This is a genomic window from Bradyrhizobium sp. 604_D8_N2_3, from assembly GCF_051810765.1.
Lineage (GTDB): Bacteria > Pseudomonadota > Alphaproteobacteria > Rhizobiales > Xanthobacteraceae > Bradyrhizobium > Bradyrhizobium barranii.
Genome location: NZ_JBPWPM010000001.1, coordinates 807401 through 831463 on the forward strand (window position 1 = coordinate 807401; position 24063 = coordinate 831463).

General features: G+C 62.3%; 20 protein-coding genes. 9 read left to right on the forward strand and 11 right to left on the reverse strand.

From position 1 onward, the window contains the following. Nucleotides 1–3: 3 nt before the first annotated feature. From modA to mepA, 3 genes are all read right to left on the reverse strand, one after another. A complete protein-coding gene (gene modA, locus AB7245_RS03840) occupies nucleotides 4–789 on the reverse strand; it encodes a molybdate ABC transporter substrate-binding protein (protein ID WP_085402660.1) in 786 nt (261 codons plus the stop codon). A 182-nt stretch (nucleotides 790–971) separates the two neighbouring features. Continuing rightward, entirely contained in the window at nucleotides 972–1475 is a 504-nt protein-coding gene (locus AB7245_RS03845; protein WP_085402659.1) for a hypothetical protein, read from the reverse strand. A gap of 342 nt (nucleotides 1476–1817) precedes the next feature. Further along, a complete protein-coding gene (mepA, locus tag AB7245_RS03850) occupies nucleotides 1818–2762 on the reverse strand; it encodes a penicillin-insensitive murein endopeptidase (protein ID WP_085402658.1) in 945 nt (314 codons plus the stop codon). A gap of 468 nt (nucleotides 2763–3230) precedes the next feature. Here mepA and AB7245_RS03855 point away from each other — a divergent pair, with 468 nt between their 5' ends. Continuing rightward, nucleotides 3231–5396, forward strand: a complete 2166-nt coding sequence (locus tag AB7245_RS03855) for a putative bifunctional diguanylate cyclase/phosphodiesterase (RefSeq protein ID WP_439033897.1) — start codon at nucleotides 3231–3233, stop codon at nucleotides 5394–5396. A 204-nt stretch (nucleotides 5397–5600) separates the two neighbouring features. Here AB7245_RS03855 and AB7245_RS03860 read toward each other — a convergent pair whose 3' ends face one another. From AB7245_RS03860 to AB7245_RS03875, 4 genes are all read right to left on the reverse strand, one after another. After that, nucleotides 5601–6755, reverse strand: coding sequence for an acyl-CoA dehydrogenase family protein (locus tag AB7245_RS03860; RefSeq protein WP_085402656.1), 1155 nt, complete (start codon nucleotides 6753–6755; stop codon nucleotides 5601–5603). 11 nt (nucleotides 6756–6766) lie between these two features. Continuing rightward, a complete protein-coding gene (locus tag AB7245_RS03865; RefSeq protein WP_135215884.1) occupies nucleotides 6767–7987 on the reverse strand; it encodes an MFS transporter in 1221 nt (406 codons plus the stop codon). A 159-nt stretch (nucleotides 7988–8146) separates the two neighbouring features. Continuing rightward, a complete protein-coding gene (locus AB7245_RS03870) occupies nucleotides 8147–9256 on the reverse strand; it encodes a winged helix-turn-helix domain-containing protein (protein ID WP_085402654.1) in 1110 nt (369 codons plus the stop codon). Between the two features lie 111 nt (nucleotides 9257–9367). Continuing rightward, nucleotides 9368–10954: a winged helix-turn-helix domain-containing tetratricopeptide repeat protein gene (locus AB7245_RS03875; RefSeq protein WP_085402653.1), complete on the reverse strand. Its 1587-nt coding sequence runs from the start codon at nucleotides 10952–10954 to the stop codon at nucleotides 9368–9370. A gap of 153 nt (nucleotides 10955–11107) precedes the next feature. On the opposite strand from AB7245_RS03875, the gene AB7245_RS03880 reads away from it, so the two are divergent. Genes AB7245_RS03880 through AB7245_RS03890 form a run of 3 tightly spaced genes read left to right on the forward strand, consistent with a single transcriptional unit; the run spans nucleotide 11108 to nucleotide 14087 of the window. Continuing rightward, complete coding sequence (locus tag AB7245_RS03880) at nucleotides 11108–12025, forward strand: DUF1127 domain-containing protein (RefSeq protein ID WP_085402652.1); 918 nt, start codon at nucleotides 11108–11110, stop codon at nucleotides 12023–12025. A gap of 46 nt (nucleotides 12026–12071) precedes the next feature. Further along, on the forward strand, nucleotides 12072–13046 hold the full coding sequence (locus AB7245_RS03885; RefSeq protein WP_085402651.1) for a Bug family tripartite tricarboxylate transporter substrate binding protein: 975 nt from the start codon (nucleotides 12072–12074) through the stop codon (nucleotides 13044–13046). A 24-nt stretch (nucleotides 13047–13070) separates the two neighbouring features. Next, nucleotides 13071–14087 (forward strand): methyltransferase, encoded by a 1017-nt coding sequence (locus tag AB7245_RS03890; protein ID WP_085402650.1) that lies wholly within the window; start codon nucleotides 13071–13073, stop codon nucleotides 14085–14087. A gap of 59 nt (nucleotides 14088–14146) precedes the next feature. On the opposite strand, the gene AB7245_RS03895 is transcribed toward AB7245_RS03890, so the two are convergent. Next, the gene (locus tag AB7245_RS03895; RefSeq protein WP_085402649.1) at nucleotides 14147–14392 is read right to left on the reverse strand and encodes a hypothetical protein; all 246 of its coding nucleotides are present in this window, start codon (nucleotides 14390–14392) and stop codon (nucleotides 14147–14149) included. A gap of 129 nt (nucleotides 14393–14521) precedes the next feature. Further along, on the reverse strand, nucleotides 14522–14731 hold the full coding sequence (locus tag AB7245_RS03900; RefSeq protein WP_014498566.1) for a hypothetical protein: 210 nt from the start codon (nucleotides 14729–14731) through the stop codon (nucleotides 14522–14524). A gap of 299 nt (nucleotides 14732–15030) precedes the next feature. Between AB7245_RS03900 and AB7245_RS03905 the strand changes: the two genes are divergently transcribed. Then, nucleotides 15031–15447, forward strand: coding sequence for an SRPBCC family protein (locus AB7245_RS03905; protein WP_085402692.1), 417 nt, complete (start codon nucleotides 15031–15033; stop codon nucleotides 15445–15447). A gap of 192 nt (nucleotides 15448–15639) precedes the next feature. Here AB7245_RS03905 and AB7245_RS03910 read toward each other — a convergent pair whose 3' ends face one another. Then, on the reverse strand, nucleotides 15640–17013 hold the full coding sequence (locus tag AB7245_RS03910; protein WP_135215883.1) for a (Fe-S)-binding protein: 1374 nt from the start codon (nucleotides 17011–17013) through the stop codon (nucleotides 15640–15642). Between the two features lie 458 nt (nucleotides 17014–17471). On the opposite strand from AB7245_RS03910, the gene AB7245_RS03915 reads away from it, so the two are divergent. The 4 genes from AB7245_RS03915 (at nucleotide 17472) to AB7245_RS03930 (ending at nucleotide 22789) form a co-directional block, all read left to right on the forward strand. Then, on the forward strand, nucleotides 17472–19103 hold the full coding sequence (locus tag AB7245_RS03915) for a glycosyl hydrolase family 17 protein (RefSeq protein ID WP_439033898.1): 1632 nt from the start codon (nucleotides 17472–17474) through the stop codon (nucleotides 19101–19103). 1041 nt (nucleotides 19104–20144) lie between these two features. Further along, nucleotides 20145–20639: a hypothetical protein gene (locus AB7245_RS03920; RefSeq protein ID WP_439033899.1), complete on the forward strand. Its 495-nt coding sequence runs from the start codon at nucleotides 20145–20147 to the stop codon at nucleotides 20637–20639. Nucleotides 20640–20922: 283 nt separating this feature from the next. Further along, nucleotides 20923–21768, forward strand: a complete 846-nt coding sequence (locus tag AB7245_RS03925; protein ID WP_135217265.1) for a hypothetical protein — start codon at nucleotides 20923–20925, stop codon at nucleotides 21766–21768. Nucleotides 21769–22252: 484 nt separating this feature from the next. Further along, on the forward strand, nucleotides 22253–22789 hold the full coding sequence (locus AB7245_RS03930) for a hypothetical protein (RefSeq protein WP_085402646.1): 537 nt from the start codon (nucleotides 22253–22255) through the stop codon (nucleotides 22787–22789). Between the two features lie 173 nt (nucleotides 22790–22962). Here the strand turns inward: AB7245_RS03930 and AB7245_RS03935 are convergent, their stop codons facing one another. Beyond that, entirely contained in the window at nucleotides 22963–23967 is a 1005-nt protein-coding gene (locus tag AB7245_RS03935) for an ABC transporter substrate-binding protein (protein WP_085402645.1), read from the reverse strand. Nucleotides 23968–24063: the final 96 nt, after the last annotated feature.

Sequence of the window (24063 nt, forward strand, 5' to 3'; positions counted from 1 at the left end):
ATATCAAGTCGTCGGGCTGATCAGGAACTTGAAGCCGTATTTTTCCAGAATGGTCTTGGCAGCGGTCGAGCGCAGAAAGGCGAGATAGTCGTTGGTCTCGGGCTTCGCGGTGGTGGTCGCGGCAACCGGATAGATGATCGCGGGATGCGAATCCGCCGGGAAGGTGCCGACGACCTTCACGCCGGGCTCGACCTTGGCGTCGGTCGAATAGACGATGCCGAGATTGGCCTCACCACGCGCCACCAGCGTCAGCGCGGCGCGCACGCTCTCGGCCATGGCGAATTTCGGCTCCGCAGCCTGCCATGCGCCCAGCTTCTCCAGCGCCGCCTTGGCGTATTTGCCGACCGGCACGGACTTGACGTCGCCGGTCGCGATCTTGCCGTCGCCCGCGAGCTTGGCGAGGTCAAAGCCTTGCGCGATCGTGACGTTGTCGATCTTGGAGTCCTTCGGCGCGATCAGCACGATGCTGTTGCCGAGCAAATTGACGCGGGTCGGCTCGTTGATGGTCTTCTTCGAGATCGCGTAGTCCATCCAGTCGGTGTCGGCGGAGACGAACACGTCGGCCGGCGCGCCCTGCTCGATCTGCTTGGCAAGCACCGAGCTTGCGGCATAGCTGACGCTGAACTTGACGCCGGTCTTGGCGGTGTAGGCGGCGTCGATCTCGTCGAGCGCGTTCTTCATCGAGGCCGCGGCGAACACGGTGATGGTCTTGTCCTCGGCGGCGGCGGGCGAAAGGCTCGCGCCTGCGAGGAGGACGAAAGCGGTGAAAAGTCCGGCAATACGAATCATGGAGTGCGCTCCGTGCGAGTTCGCGCGCGCGAATGCACGCGCAAATCTGGCGTTGGGTGGGTTGGCGTGCGACGGGCGGAAAGCGCTGTTCCACGGGGCCTTGCGACGGCTTACGGCCGGCAGGGATATCGCAGCTGCGAAGATAGCAGGCCGGAGCCCGAGGTCAAAGGCGACCGTTTGGCCTATTGTGCCGGCAGGATCGCGATCGACAGCGAATTGTCCTTGGCGCCGCTGACCTGGAGCACGAAAGGCTGCGCCGACAGCTCGTATTTCATGGTCTTGCGGATGCCGTCGCAATCGGTCGCGCCGCTGAAGGCCACGGGCTTGAGGAAATGCCCGTCCTGGACCACGTCCACCCAGGCCCCGCTGGACAGGCTGACGGTGTAGAGCCCGGCCTTCGGCGCCTTGATGCTGGTGAAGCCCGCGAAGGTGCCGTCCTTCGGCGCCCTTTCGGGCGACGTCGGCAGCTTTGCGTCCGCGGGGGCCACCAGCCCCAGCGTGATGGCCGACGACGGCAAGGCCGCCTGCTCGCTCCCCGAGACGAGCTTGGCGCGGTCCGGCGCGGTGAGCGCGGCGCGCTCACGCTCGATCGGCCATTTGAACTTGTCGCAGCCGCTGGGCTCTTCGGCGGCCAGAGCGGAGGTCGCACTGAGCGAGAGCACGGCGAGGAAGGTGAGGACGCGCATGTCAAATCTCATCGTTGGCCACGCGAACGATGCGGGGCTTGCGGTCATTGCTGAAGGGCGGGATGCGCGTCCCGACAGGGCCGCTCGGCTTACGGCAAAGCGGCAAGGCGATCCTAGCGCATTTCAGAGGATGGGAGCCAGTAATGACTCTGTCATCCAGGACAAGCGCAGCGAAGCGGAGCGCAGATCCGGGATCCATAGTCCCAGGGAGGAATTTGACGAAGACTCGGAGTTACCGCTTCGCTCAACCACCGCCCCCTATGGTTATGGATCCCGGGCTCGCGCTTCAAGCGCCCCGGGACGACAGCGGTGGGCGAGGCGGCAGCTTGCCCAGCCAGCCGCCTATTGCTTCGCATCCACCGCGTGCAGCACCGCCTTGCAGGCCGCCGGCATCTGCGCCAGCGTCATCGGCGGCTTTGGCTTCGGCGGCTCCGGCGGAGGCTTCGGGTGCAGCACGGCGTCGCTGAACCAGTAGGCGAGGTCGGACGGCTTGCAGCCTTCGTCCTCGGATTGCGACGACTGGCCTTCGCATTCGCTCGAGCCCGCAGGGCAGCGCATGCGGATGTGGAAGTGATAGTCGTGGCCCCACCACGGCCGGATTTTCGACAGCCACGAGCGGTCGCCCTTGGCCTCCCGGCACAGCGCCTTCTTGATCGCGGGATTGACGAAGATGCGCTGTACTGCCGGCTCCTGCGCTGCGTCGCGCAGCACCAGCACATGAGCAGGCGTGAACACCTTGGGGTCGATGTCGAGCCGGTCCTGGCGCACCATCATCACCGCCGACATGTCCTCGCGCTCCTCGCGTGACAAACGACGGTCCGGCATCGGCGTCAGCCAGATGTCGGCATCCAGGCCAATTTGATGGCTGGCATGGCCTGACAGTGCCGGCCCGCCGCGCGGCTGGGCGATGTCGCCGACCAGAATGCCCGGCCATCCCGCGTCCTTGTGCGCTCTGGCCGCGAGCCGTTTGATCAGCGCGATCATGTCGGGATGACCGTAATTGCGGTTACGCGACAGCCGCATCACCTGCCAATTGTCGCCGTTGAGCGGCATTTGCATGGCGCCGCCGATACAGCCCTTGGTGTAGGAGCCGATGACATGAGCCGTTCCCTTCGACGGCAGCAGCTTTCGCGCGAACAGCTCCTTGGCGCCGATGCTGGGATCGTTTGGGTTGGCGAGCGGCGGTAGCGGTTTTGAGTTGACGCTGCCCTTGTCCTGGGCCAGCGCGGCGCCGACGGTCAGGAACGTCATGACAAGGAGGAGAGGGGCGAGGCGGCGGGGACTCATGCTGTCATCCTTATAACGCAACGCTGCGTCAGGGTTAAGAAACAGTCCTTCGGCCGAAATATTGTCCGAAAGTCGCAGTTCCCTACGCGCGGCCGGCCGATTTTTAACGACGCGATAACCCTCTCGTGCATTGACCAAAATTCGTGCGTGGGAGGCGTGCTCCCAGCCCTCTGTATGCATTCGCGCGCGATCTCGGAAATGATTCAAGGCAGCGCGCAATTTTGCGCCATCGCGTTCTCCGATGACGACGATGTGATGGGCTTGGCACGCCCGGCGGCGCTGTCGCGCCGCGCAAAGCGGCAATGAGGGCTGCTTTTCTGCGGCCACCAGACTGTGCGACCGACCGACAAGCCACCCAAGATTACTTTTTTTTCAGACACTTGCCCCAAAACTTGCTGCCACTGGGCGCGACTGGGACGCATAGAGTTGAGTTTGGGGTCTCGAAAAACAGCAAAGCGAAAGAGAGGCGTGCTCGCCCGGGCTCGCCGACAGCCGCGCAAGCCGCGCTTCGCGCGCGCGCCTCAACCCGTTTCCGAACGCGACGAACTCCTGCGCCGCCGCGCCGAGGCGGAAGCCGCGATTGCCGAGGCCCGCAAATCCCATGAGCGCCTGCGCCAGGCCATCGACATCCTGCCGCAAGGCATCGTGTTTCTCGATGCCGAAGGCCGTTACGTGCTCTGGAACAGGAAATACGCCGAGATCTACAGCAAGACCGCCGATCTGTTCGAGGAAGGCGCGCGCCTCGAGGACACGCTGCGCATCGGCGTCGCGCGTGGCGACTATCCCGAGGCTGCCGGCCACGAGGACGAGTGGATCGCCGAGCGGCTGCAGAAACTCTATCAGCCCGGCGCGCGCCACGAGCAGATGCTCGCGGACGGCCGCGTCATCCTGATCGACGAGCGGCTGACCGACGACGGCGGCGTGGTCGGCCTGCGCGTCGACATCACCGAGTTGAAGCAGCGCGAGGCCTCGTTCCGCCTGCTGTTCGACGGCAATCCCGTCCCGATGATCGTCTGTGCGCTCGACGACGAGCGCATCCTCGGCGTCAACGATGCCGCGATTTCCCATTACGGCTATAGCCGCGCCGAGTTCGAGAAGCTGAAGATCCGCTCGTTGCAGGCTTTCGACAGCGAGCCGCCCTGGACCACCGATCGGTCCAGCGAGGAGCAGGCCGCGCGCACCTGGAAGCACGTCAAGGCCAACGGCGCGCTGATCGACCTTGCGATCTATTCGCGCGAATTGACCTATGCCGATCGGCCCGCGGTGCTGCTGGCGCTGATGGACATCACCGAGCGCAAGCGCGCCGAGGCGCGGCTCGCCTTCATGGCCCAGCATGACGGGCTGACTGGCTTGCCGAACCGCAACCTGCTGCGCCAGCAGGTGGACGAGATGCTGCTGCATATGCGGCGCAGCTCCGACAAGGTCGCGCTGCTGATGCTGGGGCTGGACAATTTCAAGGCGGTCAACGACACGCTGGGACACGCGGTCGGCGACAAGCTGCTGCGCGGCGTCGCCAAGCGGCTGCGCTCGACCTTGCGCGAGGAGGACGCGCTGGCGCGGCTGAACTCCGACGAGTTCGCGATCGTGCAGAGCGGGCTAACGCGTCCCGAGGATGCGGTGATGCTGGCCAAGCGCTTACTGGAAGCCATCGCCGATCCCTATCTGCTCGATGGCCATTCCGTGGTGATCGGCGCCTCCATCGGCATCGCGATGGCGCCCGGCGACGGCGATGATTCCGAAAAACTGCTCAAGAGCGCCGACATGGCACTGTCGCGCGCCAAAGCCGATGCCCGCGGCACCTTTGCGTTCTTCGAGGCCGCGCTCGACGCCAAGGCGCAGAGCCGCCGCAAGATCGAGGTTGAGCTGCGCGACGCGATCCAGAACGACGTGCTGCGCCCTTATTACCAGCCGCTGATCGACCTCTCGAGCGGCCGCATCACCGGCTTCGAGGCGCTGGTGCGCTGGCCGCATGCCGAGCGCGGCATGGTCTCGCCGGCCGAGTTCATTCCGGTCGCCGAGGAAACCGGGCTGATCAATCCGCTCGGCGGCCTGATGCTGCGCCGGGCGTGCCTGGATGCCGCGACCTGGCCGGACGATGTCCGCGTCGCCGTCAACCTGTCGCCGCTCCAGTTCCGCAGCGGCAATCTGCTCTCGGTGGTGACGGACGCGCTGAAACATTCCGGCCTGCCGGCGCGGCGGCTGGAGCTCGAGATCACCGAGACGTTGCTGCTCGAAAAGAGCGCGCAGGTGCTGGCGACGCTGCATGCGCTACGCGCGCTCGGCGTCCGCATCTCCATGGACGATTTCGGCACCGGCTATTCCAGCCTCAGCTATTTGCGCAGCTTCCCGTTCGACAAGATCAAGATCGACCAGTCCTTCGTGCGCGATCTCGGCGCCAACCGCGAGGCCCAGGCGATCATCCGCTCCATCGTCAGCCTCGGCAAAGGCCTTGGCGTCACCATCACCGCCGAGGGCGTCGAGACCGAAGCCGAACTGAGCTGCCTGCGTGCCGAGGGCTGCGACGAGGGCCAGGGCTTTCTGTTCAGCAAGGCCCGGCCCAACGCCGAGATCATCAGCCTGCTCGCCGTCCAGCGCGGCATCGATGGTGACGAGAAGGCTGCGATGGTGGCGTGAGGTGCGCTGCCCCTTACCTCGCCCCGCTTGCGGGGAGAGGTCGGAATGCGCGCGTAGCGCGGATTCCGGGTGAGTGGGTACAGGTCCTTCAACGACCGCCCGTGTGGAGAGATGCCCCTCACCCCAACCCTCTCAGCGCGAGCGAAGCTCGTCGCGGCCCCGTAAGAACGGGGCGAGGGAGCGCAGCGTCGTTGCGGCTGTAGTTCAGCGTCCCTCCGCCAAAATCGCCTTCCCCACATCCTCATAATGCGTATCCCGCGCCTGGATCTGCTGCGCGATCGCGTGCATGTCGCGAAAGCGCCGCTCGAACGGATTGCTGCGGAACACCGCAGTCGCGCCGGCCATGTGATAGGCGGCGTCGACCACCTTGGCCGATTGATGGATGGTCCAGGTCGCGGCGAGGCGAACGGCGCTGCGATGCGCCGGGCTGAATTGGCCGGTCGCGCAGAGGTCGCGCCACATCGCATTCGCCGTCGCATAGAGATAGGCGCGCGCGGCGCGCAGATCGCCCTCGGTGCGGCCGATCAGGCCTTGGACGGCCTGGTTGTCGCGCATGGCGCTCGCTGCCAGCGACTGGTGCTTTGCCCGCGACAAAGCGATGGCCGCATCCAGCGTCGCGCGCGCCACGCCCAGCGAGACAGCGGCAAAGCCGAGGCTGAAGGTCGATCCGGTGCCGATCCTGTAGAGCGGACCCGTCTCAACCAGCGCGGACGGCACGTCACGGAACGCCGTGAAGCGCTCGGGGATGAAGAGGTCGCTCACCTCATAGGAGTCCGTGCCTGTGCCGGCGAGCCCGATCGCCTGCCAGACGTCATGCAGCACCGCGCTCGCGACCGGAAACAGGATGGTACGAACCTCCGGCGAACCGTCGGCATTTTTGCGCGGCGTCCCGTCGGCTCCGACGATGCGGACATGCGCCCCCAGCCAGCTCGCCTGCCGCGAGCCCGAGGCAAAATCCCAGCGCGCCGTGACGCGATAGCCGCCTTCGACCGCACGCGCCTCATGCGCGATCGCGCCCCAGGCAAGGATGCCGGGCGGCGTGTCGAAGATCTCGCACGCAATGTCGTGGTTGAGCGAAGCTGCGATCATCGCGCAGACGCTGCATTGGCCGAGACACCAGGCCGTGGAGGCATCGGCCTTTGCGATCTCCTCCTGCATCTCCATGAAGATTTCGATGGGGACTTCGGCGCCGCCCAGGCTTTGCGGCAGCAGCGCGCGATAGAGCCCGTTCTCGATCAGCGCGGAGACGACCGTGGACGTCAGCCGCCGCGTCCGTTCGATCTCGTCCGCTTCGCCCGCAATCAGCGGTGCGATGGCGCGGGCACGTTCAACGAGATCGAAGCCCTGCGGCCTGTTCATGCGTTGCCTCGTTAGGCCGCGGCGCGGCCAAGGTCGAGCTGTTGCCTGCGCTTGGTCGGAAAGCTCAGCGCCACTGCGACGGCGGCAAGCCCGATCGCGAAGGAGCCGGCGTGCAGCCATGTGTAGCGCTGGAAATTGTCGAACACGAGCCCGCCGGCCCATGGACCGAGCGCCATGCCGAGGCTGGCAAAGGCCGACACCGCGCCGAACACGGTGCCCATGATGCGCGCGCCGAAGTACTCGCGGACCAGCACTGCATAGAGCGGCATCACCCCGCCATAGGCGAGGCCGAACACGACCGAGAGCGCATAGAATTCACCGAGCTGCGCCACCGCGAGATAGGTCGCGATGCACATCGCCTGCACGAACAGGCCGCCGACCAGCACGGGCTTTGCGCCGATGCGATCGGCTGCCGCGCCGAGCAGCAGGCGTCCGCCGAGCCCGGAGACGCCGGCGACGCTGTAGACCGTCACTGCCGTGAGCGGGGCGATGCCGCACACCATCGCATAGGACACCATGTGAAAGATCGGGCCGGAATGCGCCGCGCAGCAGGCGAAATGCGCGGCTGCGAGCACGATGAATTGCGGCGTGCGCAGCGCCTGTGCCGCGGTCAGCTCGATCTCCGGTGCCGCGTCGGTGCTTGCTGGGCCAGCCGCCTGCGGCGCCGGCCGCACCAGGAAGCAGGCCGGGATCAGCAGCGCCCACGCGGCGATGCCGATCACCAGCATCGCGGTGCGCCAGTCATAGGCCGTGATCAGCCAGCTTGCGGTCGGCGCGATCGTCACCGGCGACACGCCCATGCCGGCGGAGACCAGCGCCACCGCGAGGCTGCGGTTCTTTTCGATCCAGGCGCTCGCGAGCGCCATCATCGGCGCGTAGAAGCTGCCGGCAGCGACGCCGATCAGCACGCCGAAGAACAGCTGGAATTGCCACAGGCTGGTTGCCTGGCTCGCAGTCACGAGACCGAGGCCCAGCAGCAGGCTTCCGGCAAGCACCACGATGCGGGTGCCAAATCGATCCGACAGCGTGCCCCAGAAGAACGCGGCAACGCCCATGCAGAGGAAATCCAGCGTCGCCGCCGCCGACACGCCCGCGCGCGACCAGCCCATCGCTTCGGAGATCGGCTGCAGGAAGACCGCAAGCGACAGCATCGTGCCGAAGCCGACACAGGTCATCAGCGCTCCCGCGGCGACAACGACCCAGCCATAGTCGAACCCTGACGGCTTGCTCATGCGTTTCCTCTGCGCTTTTGCTCTTGTTGATGGTGCGCGCGGGGATGGTGGCCCATCTATCGGCGGAGGGCAAGGTTACGCGCAATGCGCGGGTACAGAGCTCGTTACCTTGCAGCGCCTTGAGCATCGGCACGCGCGATGGGCCGCCGCAACGTCGGCTTAGGATGTGTCTTGTGCCGCAGTTTCGCTGCCCCCGCGTGCCCGTTGCCCCGGCCACCCGTAAGCCGAGATCAGGCTCATGTAGGCCTCAAAATCCGTGCCGGTCATATTGAGGGAGCGGCTGCACTGTTGAAGGGCTTCTTCATATTGACGGAGGTGCAAGTGTGCCACGCAGAGAAGCCGCGCTGCGATGGTATCCTGCAAGGCGGCCAGGTTTGCGAGGTCGCCGTCGAACCGATCCGACCAGATGTCGCGGGCGGTCTGAAGGTCGGTCAGAGATACGTTGACCCGCACCTGGTCTCCGTTGCGTCTCACCGCGCCCCGCACGGCCCAGCGGACGTGGAGATCCGTCCCGAGCTGCTGCAAATCGATCACCTTCTTCTTGTAGGTCAAGGCGGTGTCGCGTCCAACAACGAGAGTGGCGGGCGTTCGCGCGAGATCGGTGGTCAAGCCTGTCGAGATCAAGTCGGCAAAGGAGTCCTGCGCCGGACCGTCGTTGAGGCTGGCGAAGGGCAACACGACGAGGGAGAGGCGAGGCGCGATCTCGGGCCTGACTGTCGGCTGTGGCTGGATATTTTGAGCTTCCCGTTGTGCGTCGGTACGGACCGTCTTCCAGGCATTCCAGTATCCGGCAACGCCACCGGCAATTGCGCCGATGGCGGCGACCGACGCCAGCACGCTGCCGACGAGCTTCAAACGGCCTCTGAGGTCCTCCAGCCAGCCTGCGGATCGCCGTTCGCCAACAGCGTTTGCAGAGGTAACCGGGACCATGACTGCTGCCGTGGTTCCTGGTTGCCGATCCTCATCGTGCACGGCGCCCACGAAACGAAAGCCCTTGCGTGGAAATGTCTTGATAAGACGTTGTTGCTGACCGGAGTCACCGATCGCGCGCCGGACGGCGTTCACCCGGGTCGTCAGCGCCGCATCGGATACGATCCGGCCATTCCAAATCGCGTTGACGAGATCGTCCTTGCTGACGACGCGATCCCTGCTGCGGATCAGATGTTCGAGCAGATCGAGAACCTGGGGTGTCGTGGGCACCACATCGAGCCCGCGCCGCAATTCGCGCCGCTCGGTGTCCAACGCACAGTCCTCGAAGAAATAGCGCATGGCACCATTCTCCAAGCCTGCCCTCTATTCTCCGAGGGCGCGGGAGCAATAATCCGTGGAGAATAGGCCTTCGCTCCCGAAAATGTAAGCCGCGAACATTGGTCCACCCCGTCAGGGGGTGCCAACGTCGTGCTTTTCCGGAAGGCCCGCTTCGCAGAGACCCTTCTCGAAGATCGCGAAGTCATCTGCCCGGCGAAACGGTGCCAGATTTTCGAGATTGGCACGAAGATCTGGATTGCATTCAAGGGCTTGCAGGAGGGATCGTTGCGCTCGTTCACGCCGCCCAGCGAATGCGTTGCTGGCTGCGGCAATGCAGGTCACGAGCAGGAAACTCGTCTGACCGCGCAATGCGGTCTCGGCGCATGATACTGCCGCGTCATAGCGGCCCGCCAGAAAATGCGCATACGCCATGGCTCCCTGCGCGTCGTAGTACATGGGCGGATCGAGCGGGCTCAATCTCACGGCATGTGCGGAGTGCTCGAGGGCGAGATCCGGCTCTCCCCTCCAAACTCTCAGCCAGGCACTGGTGGCCCAGGCTTGCGCGAAGTTAGGGTTGTCAGCCAAAGCTCGATCCACGAAAGCAGCCGCGTCGTCGAACTCGTGGGCTATGAAGGCGAGCGCATATCCACCCACGGACAGTGCAACCGGATCATTTGCCCCCAGTTCTACGGCCTTCCGGGCCAGCCGGGTGGCTTCCGCAATTTCCTTCGCGGGATCGCTGATCCAGCCGTTCGCCTTGCGCCGGGTATAGCACCAGGCGGCCATGGCATAGCCACAAGCCAGTCGAGGGTCGAGTTCGGTCGCCTTGCAAAAGAGCTGCAACGCCTCGGTGTTTGCGTTGTTGGACCAACGGGATTTCGTCAGCCCGCGCAGATAATGATCATACGCATCCAGATTTTCGGGTGGCTTCCGCCTTGCCCGCTTGATTTCCTCACGCTGCAGCCTCGGGGCGATTGCGCCTATGACACTGGACGTCAGATTGTCCTGCAGATCGAACATGTCCTCGATCGGGCCCTCAAAGCGGTCTGCCCAGAGATGCGTTCCAGTTTCGGCATCGATCAGCTGCCCCGCGATTCGAATGCGATTTCCGGCTTTGCGCACGCTACCTTCGAGGACATAGCGTACACCAAGCTCGCGGCCGACCTGCTTTACGTCAACGACCCGGCCTTTATACGCAAAGCTCGAATTGCGTGCGATCACGAACAGCCAGCGAAAATGAGCCAGAGCCATCGTGATTTCCTCCACGATGCCATCTGCGAAATACTCCTGTTCGGGATCGGAGCTGAGGCTGACGAAAGGGAGTACGGCAATCGAGGGCTTATCCGGTAGCGGGAGGGCCGCTCCTCTCGCTTCTGACCGGTGAGGGACGGTTGAAGGATCCGGCTCCCGTACTTCCCGAACTGCTCCGACGAAACGGAAGCCCTTGCGCGGGATCGTCTTGATCAGGCGCTGCGCTTCCCCGCAATCGCCGACTGCCGTGCGGACGCCATTGATGCGGGTCGCAAGCGCGGCCTCCGATACGATGCGCCCCTTCCAGATCGCGTTCATGAGGTCGTCTTTGCTGACGACACGCTCCCTGTTGCCGATCAAGTAGTCGAGAATGTCGAAGACCTGTGGCGCAACGGAAACAGCATCGGCCCCGCGATGCAGCTCGCGCCGATCCGTGTCGAGCACGTATTCATCGAAGAGATAGCGCAAGTTGCCACTCCCGTCGTTGGATGAAGCCGCCTCTGCACCTGCTGGGGCGTAAAGTAAGGCGCCGGTCAGGAAAATGTAAGCTGCACGTCAAGCGTGCCCGGCGAAGTCCTGACATCCTGCCCTCGGTAAAGGTATCGCCAAGGGATATCGCCGATGAGTACCATCAACGGCGTTGCACAGGTGCGACGGACTGCCACACCCGTGCAGCAAGTGACCAGCCTTTTCCTGCGGGTCTGGAGCGCATGGCAGAAGCGCCGAAGACGACTGAAGGTACAAACCGCTCTCTGTGCCCTCAGCGATCGGGAGCTGATTGATCTCGGCGCGACGCGCGCCGAGATTGACTACATTGCCTTGCAGCAAGGCCGCGCAAGGCCCGATCGTCCGGCACCCTGGCGCATTGGCAGTGCGCTTGCGATCCTGTTGGTCGTCAACCTGTTCAGCTTGATTTCCGTAGATCGCGCCGAGGCTCAATGCACTGCGCAGGATGGTTTGCGGAGGCAGCTGGCGGTCAAGGTCGACCCGCCGGCTCGCAGATCGGAGATTCCGATCAGCTCGGCTGCAGATGTCCTGGCGTGGAAGACGATCCGGATAGGAACATTCACGGACACGTTCGCTCTTCGCAGCGCGATGAGCGCAATGGGCTGCGGCGTCGGAAATTCGGCTGATGAGATACTCGCTCGACCGGCCTTTACCCTAAGTCGCAAGAAGGCGGAGGTTGAGCTTGTTGCCGTGTCGGTTGCCGAGCTCGGCTTTCAAGGCGAGGCTTCGCTGCGGGAAATCTATGCGCGTGCACAACAGCTCGGTCTTGCTCTGGCGCCCGCCGAAATCGCGCCGCAGCTGAGACTTCAGTATTTGGACCAGCCGATCGGTGAGTTTCTCACCATCGGGATGGAGCCTATCGGAACGTGGGCGGGCGAAGCGGTCGTCCTGACGGTGGCGAATGGCGGAGCAGGCCTCATCCTGATCGGCCAGGATGGCCGTGAGGACGCGCAGATATCTGCGATATCCCGTTTTGTGTTCGTGCGACCCGGCTCATCCATGGCTCCAGAGACCGCAGCGATGGCCAGGTAGCATGCGGCGATCTCATTTGGTCTGGGCTCGATCAGGGAAACGGGTGATGATCACGCGTCGTGATGTGTTGTCAGCGGCAGCTGCCGCGTTCGCCGCTGCGCATATTTCACCGCGGGCGCTTGCACAGCCGATCGCGAGAACCGCGCATATCCTGACGGGCTTCACGCCGGGGCTGCAGGATGGGTTGGCGCGGCTCGTGGCCGGCCATATGAGCGGCTATGCGGAAACCATCGTGGTCGAGACCCGTCCCGGCGCGGCCGGTCGCATCGCGGTGGAGGCGGTGAAGAGCGCCGACGCCGACGGATCGGTCATGCTGTTCGCGCCGCTCGGCTTCATGATGTTCTTTCCGCACGTCTACAAGACGCTGAGATACCATCCGCGGGATTTCATACCTGTGTCGACCGTCGCCTCGACCCCGACATTGCTGACGGTCGGTCCCAGCGTGCCGGCCGACGTCAAGACGCTGGCGGACTTCGTGGCCTGGTGCCGCGCCAATCCGAAGCACGCCACCTTTGGTTCGCCGGGCGCCGGAACCTCGCTGCATTTTCTCGGTGCGATGCTGGGCCGCAGCGCCGGCTTCGATTTTCTTCACGTTCCCTATCAGGGCGGCGGTGCGATTCAGGATCTGGTCAAGGGCGTGATTGCCGCGACCGTCATGCCGATCGGCAGCTCGCTCGGGCTCGTCCAATCCGGCGATCTTCGCGCGCTGGCGACCACCGGACCGCGCCGCAGCCTGTTTGTTCCGGCGGTGCCGACGATGCGGGAGGCCGGATATCCGTCGCTCGAGGACCTCACATGGTTTGCGTTCTTCGTTCCGGCCAAGACGCCGGCGCCGATCGTCGATAAGCTCAACGCCGCGATCCAGGCGGCCTTGCGCACCGACGAGGTCAAGGCCGGCATGGCAAAGCTGGCCGTCGAGCCCGACGCGATCGCCATGGAAGACTTCGCCCGGCTGATCGCATCCGAATCCGACCGGTGGAAGGCGATCGTGCAGACAACGGGGTTCGTCCCGACCGATTGAACCGGCATTGACAGGAGGCAACACATGAGCGGGCCGGCATCCGTGCATGATCTCGTGCAGTCGCATCGCATCACCGCGGTGATCTATGCGGCGGCGAAGCTCAATCTCGCCGAGGCCATCGGCCACGAGGCGAAATCGGTGGCCGAGCTCGCCCGGCTGGTGTCCGCCGATGAAAGTGCGCTGCGCAGGCTGCTCGTTGGCCTGACGACACTTGGCCTGTGCAGGCAGGCCGACCGCGACCGGTTTGCCATGACCGAGCTCGGCCGGCAGCTCGACGAGACCGCCGATCCCTCCTTCAAGGACTGGGTTCTCTTCGAGGGCGAGATGCTCGCGCAATCCTGGATCGGACTGGTCGAGTCGGTTCGCTCGGGCAAGAGCGCGGGCGAGCTGCGCGGCGATGGCGACGATCGCTATGCCGCGACGAGCAATGCGCCGGAATTCACCCGCCGCTTCAACGCCGCGATGGTCAGCCTGACGCGGAGCATCGTTCCAAGGATCGTTGCGGCCCACGACTTCGCGACCGCGCGCGTCGTCATGGATATCGGTGGCGGCACCGGCGAATTGATCGGCGGCGTGCTCCAGCACAACCCGCATCTTGAGGGCATCGCCTTCGATCTGGCGCGCTGCGAGCCGGGAGCGCGGGCGCATTTTGACCGGCTTGGCATCGCCAATCGCTGCCGGTTCGTCGCCGGCAGTTTCTTCGAGAAGGTCCTGGGCGGCGCCGACACGATCCTGATGAAGAGCATCCTGCACAATTGGAGAGACGATCGTTGCGAAGTCATTCTGCGCAACTGCCGGGACGCGCTGCCGGCCAGCGGAACGTTGATCATGATCGAACGGATCATGCCGGAGCCTGCGACGACCGAGAGCCAGGACCGCTCCTGCGCCATGAGCGACCTCAATATGCTGCGGGGACTTGGCGGCCGCGAGCGGACGGAAGCCGAGTATCGCAGGCTTGGCGTCCTGGCCGGCTTCGCCTTCGTCGGCACCAGCGGTGTCGGCTCGTTCAGCCTGGTCGAATTCCGAAAGGTCGGACACTGACTGCCGTCCGTTGGGGCGGCAGTCGAGTCTCATTCCATCAGGCCTTGGCGCAGGATCGATCAGCAGCCCCGGCAGACGCCGGAGATCTTGCGATCGACGTCGGCATCCTCTTGGTCGAGGAAATCCAGCGATCCCGAACTTGCCGAGGGCACGTCGGAGGCGTGGGGCTGGCGGTGACCGACCGGGGCCGTCCACGGCCTGGTGGTCGTTTCCTTTCCGGGCAGCGACGGGTGGAAAGGTTGCGCCGAAGCTGCGCCCATCGTCGATACGATCGTGACCACAATCAGCATCTTTGAGGTGATCATAGGTGTCTCCAAATGCATCCCGCCCTGCATGTGCGGTTCAGACATTCAGATTTGCATCGAGGACCCGCTATTCCCTGTCATCGCGCAGGCGTGATGCCGCCGTGGTCCGGCCTTCCGGAACGACGTTTGTCAGGCCGGCGCTTTCCTGCCGATCAGACCGAAGACGATCATGACGAGGCTGATGCCGCCGACAGCGCCCGAGACCTCTCCGACCGTGCGCATCAGGGCGGCAGGATCATTGGACCACGGCGTCATGTCCCGCATCGAGAGGAAGAACAGGACGGCGAGCACCAGCAGCACCGAGCCTACGGCAATCAATCGCCAGTTTCGCTTTCGCATGACAGACACTCCCCCGTATCGCCCACGGATGGGCGGGGCCGCTTAGGACGCAGGGAGATAGTGTCGTCGAGCCCGGGTCGGGTTCAATGGCCACGGGCCGCATCGAACAAATGTGACCCTCATCCCCAATTTGTTCGCGGCCGCTGGTGGGTGGCCAACAGACGTTTTGACATTTTTGTGTTTTCAACGCTTTGACGGCTCGACCCTGTCGGCTTGGACCAGTCTCGATCGTCCTTGGATGGACCCCGCACACGTCAGTGATGCCGTCACCTAGAAAATTGAACCAGGAGCTTATGTTCATGAGGATCACCGTCGAAACCACCGTAGCAGCCCCCATCGATCAGGTCTGGCGTGCCTATACGACACCTGCTGACATCATGGAGTGGAACGCCGCGTCCGACGACTGGCATACGACCAAGGCTACGGTCGACCTGCGGGAGGGCGGGGTCTTCTCGTCGCGCATGGAAGCCAAGGACGGCAGCATGGGCTTTGACTTCGCCGGGACTTACACGACGATTGTCGAACACAAGCTGATCGAATATTCATTCGGCGATCGCAAGGCCGAAGTCGAGTTCGTGCCCGGGGCGAAGGGCGTCGTCGTCCGCGTTGTCTTCGATAGCGAACCGACTCACTCGGTTGAGCAGCAGCAGGGCGGCTGGCAGGCCATCCTCGACAACTTCGCGCGACACGTGCAGGCGAAGCAGAAGACGTCGTGAAGCCGTGCGGGGGCAGGAGATCGACGTCCTTGACGGGCGTCGTCGGCTTTCCGCGCAGAGCACCTGACGGAAATTGATCAGTCGAGGAATAGCCGGCTTCGGGGTCAGTCGCGTCGGTTGACCCCTCAGCCGGCGACCTCCGGTTTGCGCCGGGCTCACCGGCGCGGTGGGCCAACAGGTGACGTCAAGCTGCTACGACGGCTCCACGCCCCCGGCGCGCGTCTCCGGGGGCGCGCCACGCCTCAGGGGAAGTGGCTGGTCGCCAAGCAACACCTTCACCACCACGTCACGCGCACTGCCGGGATCAAGCGAGTGCTTTGCGATCAGGTCGCTACAGTCGGCGACGATCTGGTCGGCGTCCTGCATGATCTTGAGCTCTTTGTAGCGATCGTGCCGATGCAGGCCCATGCTTTCGCCAACCACTTCAAGGATATTTACGATACGGAATGGCCAGTCGCGCTCGTGCGCGCACAGTTCGCGATGATCGGAATGATAGACCGCGACCAGTGCATCGACACCTGCATCGCGCGCCGCCTCAAGCTCCATAAGTTGCAATTCGCGCTTGTACTTTGGAAGCGCGCCGACATCCACGCTCTGCAAACCCACCGCCGGCTGGTTCAGATCGACGAGTTCGATACCGGGTACCGCCGTCAAGATCTCAGCTGCGGATTCCACGACGCCGGCCACGCCGGGATGCCTGTGCAGCGCGACCCGCATTTCGACCCTGCGCTGAAGGTGCGGCTTGAGCTGCCCCAGCCGGTCGCCGAGAAAGCGCATGAATGGGCTCATCTCGAACGGGCGCGACCCGTGCTGTCGCTCCACCGTTGGCAGGATGGTCTCCGTGTACTGGACGTAGCACGACGGGCACCAGGAGATCACCTGCCCCGAGTTCGAGTGCGACAGCTTTTCCATCGTACTCGATCCCATACGACCGGCCATCTCTGCGTCGCCAGACTTGAGTTGGAGAATGCCGCAGCAATGGCTCGGCCCGCCCATCACCTGGTAACTGACGCCGAGCGCGTCCATGATATCGAGGGCAAGCAAGGCGATGTGCGGCGTCTTGAGCACATTGCAGCCGGTGTAAAACACGAAATCCGGCGCTTCAACGGGCGTGGCGACCGACGCCGATCTCTGACCCAGTCGTTCGAGCACGTCCGTATCGAGTTGCAGGCGCGAAAGCGCGTTCACGCCACGACTGCCGTCGCGATACCTCTCGACACCCCGCCGGCGCCGTTCGGCAAGCTCATTGTCCGACTTCGCGATGCCAAGCCGCGCCATGCTCAGCAGGAAACGCGGATTGACGCCATAGCTGCACGCCTTGATGCATGCCCCGCTCCGCATGCAGGACTGCGCCCATTTGCGCGACGCTTCCGGGCCGTTGCCGGTACGCACCAGCTCGAGAATGCCGCCGATGATGTCTTCGGACTTTGTCGTCCGCGAGATGCCGGCCGGCTCGACACTCGGACAGGCCTCGACGCATTTCCCGCATCGCGTACAGGCGTCGAGCATGTCTTCGGCATATTCAGCCAGGGACGTCTCGAAGGGGACCTCGTTCATCGGCTGCATGACCAACTCCCAGGCCTGCTGGAGGATCAGCTACGTGCGGCACACGACAACGCCGGAACCTAACCCACAATTGGCGAGCTGTACACGAGCAGGCCGCAATGGGGATCTGTCGCCTTCGGGTCAATCGCGTCTGCTACGCGCTGGGTGAGCCCGCTGCCGGCGTGCCCTTACTACCGGACCACCCGTGACCGATCTGGACTTCGCATTCGGGCCAACAGGCGGCGTCCGTTAGCCGGCACGGCGACCGTCAGAGCAAGGCCACTCTGCTGCCGGTCCCCGAAGGCCATCTCGGGAGATGGGGAGGATTATTTCTACCCGCCCCGCGGTAGCCCTTAAGGCCTTTGTTTGACGTTGACTCGCCTCTTGCGGCACGGACGATCCGGCACCAGCTTTCACACGTCAGGTAGGGACCGGCGGACGATGATCTCTGTTGTTGTCGGGTCACGACAACATGCCGGTTGACCGACGATCTCTACGTTGGAGGGTCAACTATTTCGCCCCGCACGCCTCTGGCGCTTCTCATCATATCCCTGGGTGCGATCGCCGCGGTGTGGTGGTGGCTGGCCATACCGATCAACCTGGCGCGCGCGCCGATCGATCCGAATGCCAAGCTGCAATGCATATCCTACCCGCCCTTCCGCAACAACCAAACGTCGGAGTCGCCGACACCGGTGCCGCGGGACCAGATCGCGGAAGATCTCGCCCAGCTTGCCAAAATAACCGAATGTATCCGTACCTATGCGACTGATCTTGGTCTCGATCAGATCCCCGAACTTGCGTCCAAGGTGGGGCTGAAAGTCATTCAGGGAATTTGGCTCGATAGGGACCGACGGAAGAGCGCGACGCAGATATCCACGGGCATACGCCTCGCCCGGCAATATCCGGAAACCATCACCGCACTCGTGGTCGGCAATGAGGTTCTGTTGCATCGGAAGATGACACCTTCCGATCTTGCTGCCTTGATCCGCTCGGTCAAGGCACAGGTGCCGGTCCCCGTCACCTATTCCGACGTCTGGGAGTACTGGCTGCGCTATCGGGAACTCGGTGACGCCGTCGATTTCGTCACCCTTCATATCCTGCCATATTGGGAAAATGTCCCGGTCGCGGCGAAATCCGCCGCTGCTCACGTCGACGCCGTCCGAAAGCAGGTGGCGTCGGCGTTTCCGGGTAAGGAAATCCTGATTGGAGAAACAGGTTGGCCGAGCGAAGGGCGGATGCGCGAGTCGGCGCTACCATCGCGCACCAACCAGGCGCGGGTGATCTCGGAGGTCCTCGATCTTGCCCGGCGCGAGAATTTCCGCGTCAACCTGTTCGAGGCGTATGATGAATTGTGGAAGCATGAGTTCGAGGGCACCGTCGGCGGATCGTGGGGCTTATTCGATTCCGCGCAGCGCACGCTGAAATATCCGCCCGGCATCCCCGTCAGCAATTATCCGCTCTGGAAACTGCAAATGAGCAGCGGAATGGCGCTGGCGATCCTGGTGTTCGGCGCTGCATGGCTGACCTTGCGCCGGAAGCTCTCGCAGCCCCGGCTCGTCTCGTGGCTTGCGGTCGGAATATCGGCAACCACCGCCGGAGTCCTGTTCGGGGTGGCCGCTCAAAAGATGTTCTATGAAAGCTACGGCGCGGGCAGCTGGCTTCTGTGGGGCGCACTTCTGGCGGCGGCAACTGCCTCGCCGCTGTTCGGCGCCAACGCCCTGATGTCCGGGCGCGCACCGCCCACATTTCTGGAATTGCTGGGTCCGGAGGACTACCGGACCCCATCGGGGTTGGCGATCATGCACGGATTGATCTTGATCGTAATCATCGTGATCGGCACGGAGACCGCGCTGGGCTTGATGTTTGACCCGCGCGAAAAGGATTTTCCCTTTGCGGCGCTCACTATGGCGGCGGTCCCTTTTGCGGCGATGACGCAGCTCAATCGCCCGAAGAAAGGAATCCGCCCCATGGCGGAAGCGATGTTTGCCGTCGTATTCCTGGTGGCAGCCATCTATGCGGCGCTTAGCGAAGGACCGAACAATTGGCAGTCGCTGTGGACTTGTGCGGCCTATATCCTGCTTGCGGTTACGCTGTGGCGGGCGCGCGCTTGAGTAAACCTGGCCAGCCGACTTCCGTTGTGGGTCAATCGCGTCACTATGGCCGCGTGCCGATCTCTTCCGGTCTACCTCTGTGAACGGAAATCGTCAGACTGCACCGGCACGTCTCACACGGGCCAGAAGCGGACCCACGACCTAATCCCGAAATCCTGCCCTCGACCGCTCGCCTTCATATGCAAGCCAATCAGAGGATAATCTGTCGTATTGTGGTTTACTTATTGGAAATGAAGCGAGCCGCTGAATGCCATCTCCCATAGAATAGATCGCCACCGTGTACTCTCGGCCCCGTTGATCCGGTGTGCGAGGAATGGCGATGTACCTTCGGTGTTCGCTACGCTGGCCTAGGAAAACATCGAGCACTTGGCCGACTTCAGCTTTGCCTTTGAGAGTCTCCGTGATTCTCAGACGGGCGAACCATACATCGTTGGTACAAAGCTCGCAGTGACGGCCACCCATCCATATTACGGGTTGCTGCAAGCGAACTCTCGCAACGACGACATCCCTAGCGTCGGGAGACAAATTGTTCAGTGCCTCTACGAGATTGTCTGGCGCGCCTTCTGAAAAATACGCAATGGGCGTCTTGTTCTCCATCGCCGAGGAACGCGGCGGACCGACAATGATTGCGCTCGTCATCGCAGCGACAAGAGCTAGGCTTCGCTTGACCGATTTCATCTACAGCACTGCGCACCGAATGGTTGTAGTGGCACTATAATCCAATTTTGAGAAGTTGAACAGATTAGGTCTGCTTTGGGTCAAAATGCGAAGAACTCAGAGTGAGCAAAGTCAGCCCGCTCTACTCCGCCAAGCGAACCTCAATGAAAGGTGTCGCCACTTCGCTGATGGGCCAGCAGCAGACATTGATCAGAGACGAAAACCCAACTTCACCAACGTCGTTGGGGGGCGGACTGACTTCAGTATGCCGGAGCGCAAGCGTGAACTAGCCCACATTTGGTAGACCCGCGCGCGTGCTAAACTGCACTGTGCGCGCCAACTAACTTCGGTTCGACAAGAACTGGACGTTTCGCGGAGCAGGCCATGGACCAAGATCGTCGAAACGCACTTTCCACGGAATACGGCGAGGTCTGCAGCAACTTTCGGACGCTGACCGACATCCGGTTCAAGTTGCTGGGTCTGCTGCCGATCGCGACCGCCGTAGCCATTGCGCTCAAAGTCGACCACATTGATGGCCGGAGCTTTGTATTCTCGTTGTTTGGCCTGATCGCAACGATCGGGCTCGTGACCTACAATACGAGAAATGACGAGCTGTATGATGAACTCGTGAGACGTGCCGCATACATTGAACGAAGCCTTGGTCTCGCGGATGGAGCATTTGCCAACCGCCCGCGCGCGTCGCGGAATCGATCGCGACTCCTCAATCTATTACCCGCCGGGCGTCTCAAAGGAACAGGCTGCATGTCACTTGGTGGCGCTACTCACGGATTTGCCGCCGCGGTGGCTGTTCGATTGCGCCACAAATCGAAGAGGAGACATGCCAGAGAAAAGTCCCGTATTGTTCCCGCCCCGCGCTGACGAGGTAAGGTGATAGCGCATTGATTTTCCGCTTTGGGTCAGAAGCACCAGCCTGGACCTTAGCCGACGACTTCCGGTCTAGCGCCAGCTTCGGAAGTTCTCTCGTGGCGCCAAGGGGCGACATTGTCCGCGAGCGGCTGGCGCCAGAACAAATGTGAGATAGTTCATATCCGGCGCGTCGCCGACGTGTTGCCATTCCGATGTTTCCGGCGAAACTTCATTTCTTTCGCCACCGTGGCCGGTGCGTATCGCGCTACGGTTCGGGCTGTGCGGGAGGCGTTGAATGGTCAATATCAAAGTTCCTCTTAATCCAGTGCAGAAACGCGGCTTGTGGCCGCCCAAAGGCGGGCGCGAATATCCGGTCTTAGATACGGACGACTGGTGGAAAATTGCGGCGCGCGAGCACATAGATGCGTGGGCGTTAATCGAGTTCAATTTCCAAACGCACGTTCCTGAGGAGGTGAATTGGTATTTGCGAGAGCTCGTGGGTTGCCGCCACAGCCGTGACGGGGGGCGCAATTACGCGTTTATCGGGGCTGACCCGAAGCTGCGCAAAATCTATCTTCCCGCTGTGCCGCCGCCGCCCCCACCTGCACCCATACCTTGGCCCGACAAACTCAAGAAGCTCCAGTACGATGTGGAGCATTCGAACGATCCACAAAAGGAACGATTCCTCTGCATGCTCAAGGCGATGGAGAACCGCCGTGATGATCGCGTGATCTTTTGGTCCACCATAGCCCCGGGCCCCGAGTGGGTTGCTCCGCTTGGCGTTGAGGGAAGAGGGATTGGGAAAGCGTTGATCGATTCGCAGTGGCTCTATAAAAATATCAAGACTGTGCGGGATGTGGACCTTCTTCCGTATGGCAACGGGTTACCGAGAAGCGATACTTTCGTGATCAGCTTCCACAAGTATCTGTTTGAAACGGCTTCGCCTTCCATCGGCATACTGCGTGCGGCGAACGCAGAAATTGTCAAGACGCATGTCATGTTGGATCGTTGGGCGAACCAAAGCATGGGTGGAAGTGCGTCGATGCCGACGTGTTATCGCGCAATCAAAGAATTTATTCGCTTACAGGAGCAAAGTGATTACCCGTCTGTGATCAACTGCATCGTGACGACTGGCGCGTAACCAGTTCCCTGGGCGGCTGACTGCACCAATCCTCACCGCTTCAACGATTGCGGAGTCATCTGCTTCGGCGGCGTTAAGTCCACCGACACGCACCTCGCATTCGCAATTCACCACGTCAACAAAGAGATCATCGGCTGGCTGGAACCGGCGGCAAACAGCATCTCCAATTTGGTTTGATCACCTCGTCGGTGGGGCCGCTGGAGATGCAACGACACGTCGAGGTCGAGCGCTTTTTGGCGATCTTGAAGTTGATCACCAGTCAAATTTGGTCGGGGCCTGAATCGGCGGGTTGTAGCTCTTCATATTGGGTACGCTGGAACGCGACCGATGTCTCAATTGGGTCAAAATGCGAAGAACTCAGAGTGAGCAAAGTCAGTCCGTTCTACCCCACCAAGCGGACCTCAATGAAAGGTGTTGCCACTTCGCTGATGGGCGAGAAGCGGACATTCCCGTTTGGAGCCTGAGTGTGCTAGCCTGAGGCACCATGCCCACACCTGCCGAAGCAGTAAGAACCTATATCTTGGCCAAGGACGGCAACCGACCGTTCTTGATGAGGCGGGCGTTCTCTGAAGACATTGCGCTCGAAATGGTGGTCAAGACCGACGCCATTTCGTTCCCCACCACGGCTTCCGGCTTGAACGCCGTGGAAGAAATTTTGGTGCGTCGTTTTGGTGTCGAATACGAGAACATCTACACGTTCTGCCTATCCCGGCCTTCCGAGACTGACCGAGCGCGCTTTCAGTGCCATTGGTTGGTGGGGATGTCCGCAAAGGCCAGCGGGCAAGCGCTGCGAGTTGGATGCGGACGTTACGACTGGCATTTCAATGAGCACGGAAAAGTGGTGAGGCTGGTGATCACCATTGAAGTCATGAAAGTCTTATCGGGCGCCGAACTCGATGGCGTGATGCGCTGGCTATCTTCGCTTCCCTATCCGTGGTGCAGTCCGTCTCAGGCTCTCCTGTCATTTCCTCCGCAGAACGACCTGCGCGAGGTTGAAGCCTACTTGAAGCAGGCTCAGTAATCTCGAACTATGATTGGCCAATAGGGTTGACGTCCCGAAGTTGAAGCTCGCCGTGTCGCCTTCGGATCAATCGCGTCACTATGGCCGCGTGCCGCTCCCTTCCGGTCTGCCCCTGTGAACGGAAATCGTCAGACTGCGCGGGCATGTCACCCGCGGGCTATAACCGGACCTGTTCACTCGATGACCTTGTCGGCGCTGGCCGAGAGTGCAGGAGAGACGGAAAGGCCCAGCTGCCTGGCCGTCTTCAAGTTGATGGACAGATCGAATTTGGTCACTTGGTAGAATGGAATATCGCCAGCTTTTGCTCCGCGGAAAATTGCGTCGATGTTGTTGGCCGCGCGCTTATACAATTCGACTAGATCAAAGGAGTAGGCCATTAGGCCCCCGGCTTCGACGGATTCGGTGAACGCGAAAATCGCCGGAAGTCTCGCGTCGGTCAGCAACTTGGCGATCAAAGCGCTGTTTTGAAAAGTTTCAGGGGAGTCGACCACCATGACTGCATTCGCGCCTTCGCCGGAAAGGCTCTCTACCGCTGCCCGCCAGTCATTTTCTTGAGCACCAACATCCAGTAGCGACACCGCGATAGGTAGGCCAGCCTCCTGGGCCGCTGCGGGGATAGGCGAATCCTTGACGAGCCCGCTGTATTGGATGTGAAGAGCGAGCAAGCCAAGTTTTGATATTGAAGGAAAGATTTCGCGCAGCAGTGCAATCCGCTTTCCATGAATTGATGGACCGGCGTCGATGCTGGCTCCCGTAAAATTTCCGCCCGGGCGAGCCAGACTTTCGGCAATCCCCAGTCGAACGGGGTCGGCAGTTATCGTTACGATTGGAATACGCGATGTCAGTTTTTTGAAGATGAGTGCGCCAGGACCACCGAGGAGAATGACGTCCGGGTTGCTGCTAACGATTTCCGTCGCCAAGGCCTCGAGGCCGGACGTGTTTTGCTCTCGTCCATAACTTTCGACTTTGAGGTTTTGTCCCTCGATCTGTCCCAACCGTCGCAGCTCGGCGAAGAGGGCTCGAGGATACCTTTTCCCGCTAAGCTCGTGCCAGTCCGCGCTCGGCTCTGACGGGACGAAAATAGCAAGAAGTTTCTTCTTGGCGCTCTCCGCCGCCGCAGCCAGCCGCGGCAATGCTACCGCACCACAAACGGCACCGAGAAAAGCACGCCGCCTCATGTTCGCCCCCTAGCCAGAGTCTAGGTCAACGCATTTTAGCGTCTAAAAGGCCATACTGAAAATCAAAGGTGGCTCTGCGATGTCCGGGTTGGGTCA